Annotated in this window: 5 protein-coding genes; 4 read left to right on the forward strand and 1 reads right to left on the reverse strand. The window is 69.3% G+C overall.

From position 1 onward, the window contains the following. Positions 1-57: 57 nt before the first annotated feature. Entirely contained in the window at positions 58-495 is a 438-nt protein-coding gene (locus AVR91_RS19785; RefSeq protein WP_063273703.1) for a winged helix-turn-helix transcriptional regulator, read from the reverse strand. 89 nt (positions 496-584) lie between these two features. On the opposite strand from AVR91_RS19785, the gene AVR91_RS19790 reads away from it, so the two are divergent. The 4 genes from AVR91_RS19790 to AVR91_RS43845 all read left to right on the forward strand — a co-directional run. Beyond that, complete coding sequence (locus AVR91_RS19790) at positions 585-1766, forward strand: thiolase family protein (protein ID WP_063273702.1); 1182 nt, start codon at positions 585-587, stop codon at positions 1764-1766. Continuing rightward, complete coding sequence (locus tag AVR91_RS19795) at positions 1763-2797, forward strand: 4Fe-4S binding protein (RefSeq protein WP_063273701.1); 1035 nt, start codon at positions 1763-1765, stop codon at positions 2795-2797. Before AVR91_RS19790 ends, AVR91_RS19795 begins: the two co-directional genes overlap by 4 nt. Positions 2798-2891: 94 nt before the next feature. Then, positions 2892-4238 carry an FtsX-like permease family protein gene (locus tag AVR91_RS19800; protein ID WP_063273700.1) on the forward strand — a complete coding sequence of 449 codons (1347 nt, stop codon included), beginning with the start codon at positions 2892-2894 and terminating at the stop codon, positions 4236-4238. 65 nt (positions 4239-4303) lie between these two features. Beyond that, positions 4304-4489: sigma factor (locus AVR91_RS43845; RefSeq protein WP_323807893.1), on the forward strand; the 186-nt coding region annotated here is incomplete at its 3' end.

A 4489-nucleotide genomic window follows, 5' to 3' on the forward strand; every position in this document is an offset into this window, starting at 1 on the left:
CCAATCACGCGAGTCACGCCCCCGATCACGTGAGTCACGTCTTCGTTCACGGACAGCTCAGGATCGGCGCGTGCTCCGCACCAGCGTCATGTCCCTCTCCCGCACCGGTTCGTGACAGTGCGCGCACACCGTCTCCGGCGCGAGCACCTCACCGCACGAATGCCGCCACACCGTCGGCGGCGGCCCCTCAGTGACATACGTGTCGCCCCACGCCATCAGGTTCAGCAGCACGTGGTTGAGCGCGTGCCCCGCCTCCGTGAGCACGTACTCGTAGCGCGGCGGATGCTCTTCGTAGAGCCGTTTCTCGAGGATCCCCGTCTCGACGAGCTTCCGCAGCCGCGCGGTCAGGATGTCCCGGCTCGCCCCGGTGTTGCGGACGATCTGGTCGAACCGCCGCGCCCCGAAGAACACCTCCCGCAGTGCGAGCAGGCTCCAGCGCTCCCCGATCACCTCCATCGCGTTGGCGATCGAGCAGTCCCTCGGCCCTTCGGTCATACGACCAGCGTAAACCCAGTGAGTCTTGATTTCCAACCCACTCGGTGCGACAGTGAGTTGGAGATCCCAACTCACTACTGGAGGCAGCCGTGCACGACGCGGTCATCGTCGACGCCGTCCGTACCCCGATCGGCAAGGGCAAGCCCGGGGGCGCCCTGCACGAGATCCACCCGGTCCAGCTGCTCGCCCACACGTTGCGAGCACTCGTCGAGCGCAACGGGCTCGACCCCGAGCTGATCGACGACGTCATCGGCGGCGCGGTCGACCAGGTCGGCGAGCAGGCCCAGAACGTCACGCGGTGGGCCGCACTCGCCGCCGGGCTGCCGGAAAGCGTGCCCGCGACCACCGTCGACCGGCAGTGCGGGAGCAGCCAGCAGGCGGTGCACTTCGCCGCGCAAGGGGTGATGGCCGGCGCGTACGACGTCGTCATCGCCTGCGGTGTCGAGTCCATGAGCCGGGTCCCGATGTGGTCCAACGTGCTGCCGGGCACCGATCCGCTCGGCCCCGGCGTGGCGGAGCGCTATCCGGAAGGCCTGATCCCCCAAGGGATCAGCGCCGAACTCATCGCCGCGAAGTGGTCGCTCAGCCGGGAAGCGATGGACGAATTCGCGATGTCCTCGCATCGGAAGGCGGCGCGGGCACACGAACTCGGCCGGTTCGCGAGCCAGATCGTGCCGATCGAGACGCCCTCGGGCCGGGTGTCCACCGACGAATCCGTCCGGCCGGGCACCGACCTCGAAACCCTCGCCAAGTTGCGCCCGGCGTTCCATGACGCGGACGCGGCCGCGCGCTTCCCGCAGATCGACTGGTCGGTGACCGCGGGCAACAGCAGCCCCATCAACGACGGTGCCTCGGCCGTGCTCATCACCTCCAGCGAAACCGCGGCGAGGCTGGGCCTCCGGCCGCGCGCCCGGCTGCACAGTTTCGCGGTCACCGGCTCCGACCCCCTGCTCATGCTCACCGGCGTCATCCCGGCGACGGAGAAGGTACTGCGGCGCGCAGGGCTGAGCCTCGCGGACATCGGCCTGTTCGAGATCAACGAGGCCTTCGCCAGTGTCGTGCTGGCGTGGCAGCAGGAAACCGGCGCCGACCCGGCCAAGGTGAACGTCCACGGCGGCGCGATCGCGCTCGGCCATCCGCTCGGCGCGAGCGGGACCCGGCTGATGGGCACGCTGGTCAACGCGCTCCACCACCACGGCGCCCGGTACGGCCTGCAGGCGATGTGCGAAGGCGGCGGCCAGGCGAACGCGACCATCCTGGAGGCGCTGTGACCGACCGGCTCCCCAGAAAGCTGAAGGATCATCCCTCGGTGCAGGCAGTGCTCGCCAAACCGCGCGACAAACCGTCGCCGGTCATCGACGCCGCCTGGCTCAAGGAGATCTGTCTCGCCGCCGGCGCCGACGACGCGGCCGCCGTCTCCCTCGACCATCCGGATCTGGCGGGCGAGCGCGAGCACGTCGAGCGCGCACTGCCCGGCACGAAGACCCTCGTCTCGCTCGTGGCGCGGATGAACCGGGACGACGTCCGCTCCCCCGCCCGCAGCGTCGCCAATCAGGAGTTCCATCGCACCGGCGAGATCATCAACGAGGCGGGGCACACGATCGTCCGGACCCTGCAGGACGCCGGGTATCGCGCGATCAACCCGTCGGCGACGTTCCCGATGGAGATGGAGCACTACCCCGGCCGGATCTGGGTCGTCGCGCACAAGACGGTCGCCGTCGCGGCCGGACTCGGCGCCATGGGGCTGCACCGCAACGCCATCCACCCGAAATTCGGCAACTTCGTGCTGCTGGCGACCCTGCTGGTCGACGCCGAGGTGTCCGCCTACGGCGAGGAGATCGACTACAACCCTTGCCTGGAGTGCAAGCTGTGCGTCGCGGCCTGCCCGATCGGCGCGATCTCGAAGACCGGCGAGTTCGACTTCCTCGCCTGTTCGACGCACAACTACCGCGAGTTCATGAGCGGCTTCACCGACTGGGCGCAGACCGTGGCCGACAGCGAGGACGCCGCCGACTTCCGCTCCAGGGTGTCCGACTCGGAGAACGTGTCGATGTGGCAGAGCCTCGCGTTCAAGCCGAACTACAAGGCCGCGTACTGCATGGCGGTCTGCCCGGCGGGCGAGGACGTGCTCGGGCCTTACCTCGAAGACCGGCGCGGCTTCCTCGGCACCGTGGTGAAACCGTTGCAGGACAAGGTGGAGACGTTGTACGTGCGGGAAGGTTCCCCGGCGAAGGCCTACGCCGAACGCCGCTTCCCCCACAAACCGGTGAAGGAGGTCGACGGTGGCTATCCGCGGCGGTAGGGCCGCCCCTACCTCGCTCCCGGGGGCCTGTCCCATGTCCGGCGCCGTCGGTGCTCCCTAACCTGGCGGCAAAAGCCTGGGGAGGACCTTCCGCATGATCGCGACCAAGCTGGCGTTCTCGTCGCTCCGCCGCCGTCCCACCCGATTCGTCGCGAGTTTCGTCGCGATGTTCTTCGGCGCCACGATCCTGATGACGTTCGCGTCCCTTTTGGACACTCGGGCGACCGCCGATCCGGAGACCGCGAAGACCTTGCTGATCATGGCGAGTGTCGTCGGCGGCTGGGGACTGGTGATCGTCCTGTTCGCCACGCTTTCGACGCTCTCCCTGCTGATCCGGCAGCGTGCGGCGGAGATGGCGTTGCTGAAGAGCGCCGGCGCGACGCCGTCGCAGATCGGTCGGATGATCGTCGGCGAAGCGGCGGTCGTCGCCGTCCTCGCCTCGGCCACGGCAGTCGCTCCGTCGGTCTTCGCGGGGCGGTGGCTGGTCACGCTGCTCGGTGAGACGGGCCGCATACCGGCCGGGCTGGAGGCGCGGTTCGGTCTGATCGCGGTGTCCATGGGCACCGGCATCACCCTTATCGCCGCGCTCGTCGCCGCGACGGTCGCCGCACGGCAAGTGACCCGGCGCGGGGCCATCGAGGCGATTCGCGAGGCAGGGATCGACACCCGGCCGACCAGCCGGCTCCGGATGATCGCCGCCGCGATCGTCCTGGCTACCGGGCTCGGCTGCGGGGTGCTGACGATGACCGTGTTCACCGGGACGGAACCCGCGTTGATGGCGGTCGGCGGCCAGGGCGCGATCCTCGCCGCGATCGGATTCGCGCTCCTCTCCCCCGCGCTGCTCGGCCCGATCGCCGCGGTCCTCGCCACTCCGCTGCGGCGAGCGGGCGTCAGCGGTCAGCTGACGGCGGCGCATCTGCGCGTCCGCGGCCGTCAGCTGGCCGGGGTGCTGGTGCCGATCATCCTGTTCACCGGCATCGCGACCGGGACGCTGTACATGCAGGCCATCGAGAACTCCGTGGGCACCACGCCCGCGACGATCGCGAACAGCATCGAGACCCTGAACTACGTCGTCGTCGGCATGATCGCACTGTTCGCCGCCGTGATGCTGGTGAACACCGTCGTGGCCGCGGTCATCGGACGCCGCCGTGAGTTCGGGCAGCAGCGGCTCATCGGTTCGACACCTTCGCAGGTCCTGCGGCTTGTCGGCACCGAAGGCACCGTCCTGGTGGCGGTCGGCGTCCTGTTCGGCTCGTTCTCCGCCGTCGTCACCGTCGTCCCGTACAGCGTCGCCAGGACCGGGAGCCCGGTGCCGGACGAGGCGATCGGGGTCTATCTCGCCGTCGTCGCGATCACCGTGGTCCTGACGCTCGGTTCGCATGTGGGCGCGGCGGCGAAGGCGATGCGGACTTCGGCGATCCAGGCCGGCACCCGCGGCTGAAGGCCTGTCACATCTCCGTTCCCCCACGCGTCAGGGTTACGACTGAGCGATGAAGGATGGGGAACGTGGACGAACACGACTGGCTGGCGCGGCGCTTCGAAGGACACCGGACGCATCTGAGGGCGGTGGCGTACCGGATGCTCGGTTCGCTGAGCGAGGCGGACGACGCCGTGCAGGAGGCTTGGCTGCGCCTGAGCCGGTCGGACTCCGGCGAGGTGGACAACCTCGGTGGCTGGCTGACCACCGTCGTC

Origin of the sequence: Amycolatopsis keratiniphila subsp. keratiniphila (genome assembly GCF_001620365.2) — a bacterium.
Lineage (GTDB): Bacteria > Actinomycetota > Actinomycetes > Mycobacteriales > Pseudonocardiaceae > Amycolatopsis > Amycolatopsis keratiniphila.

Excerpts from the sequence above, each read along its gene's own strand:
- AVR91_RS19785 (WP_063273703.1), bottom strand. The coding sequence starts at position 495 with ATGACCGAAGGGCCGAGGGACTGCTCGATCGCCAACGCGATGGAGGTG.
- AVR91_RS19800 (WP_063273700.1), top strand. The coding sequence starts at position 2,892 with ATGATCGCGACCAAGCTGGCGTTCTCGTCGCTCCGCCGCCGTCCCACC.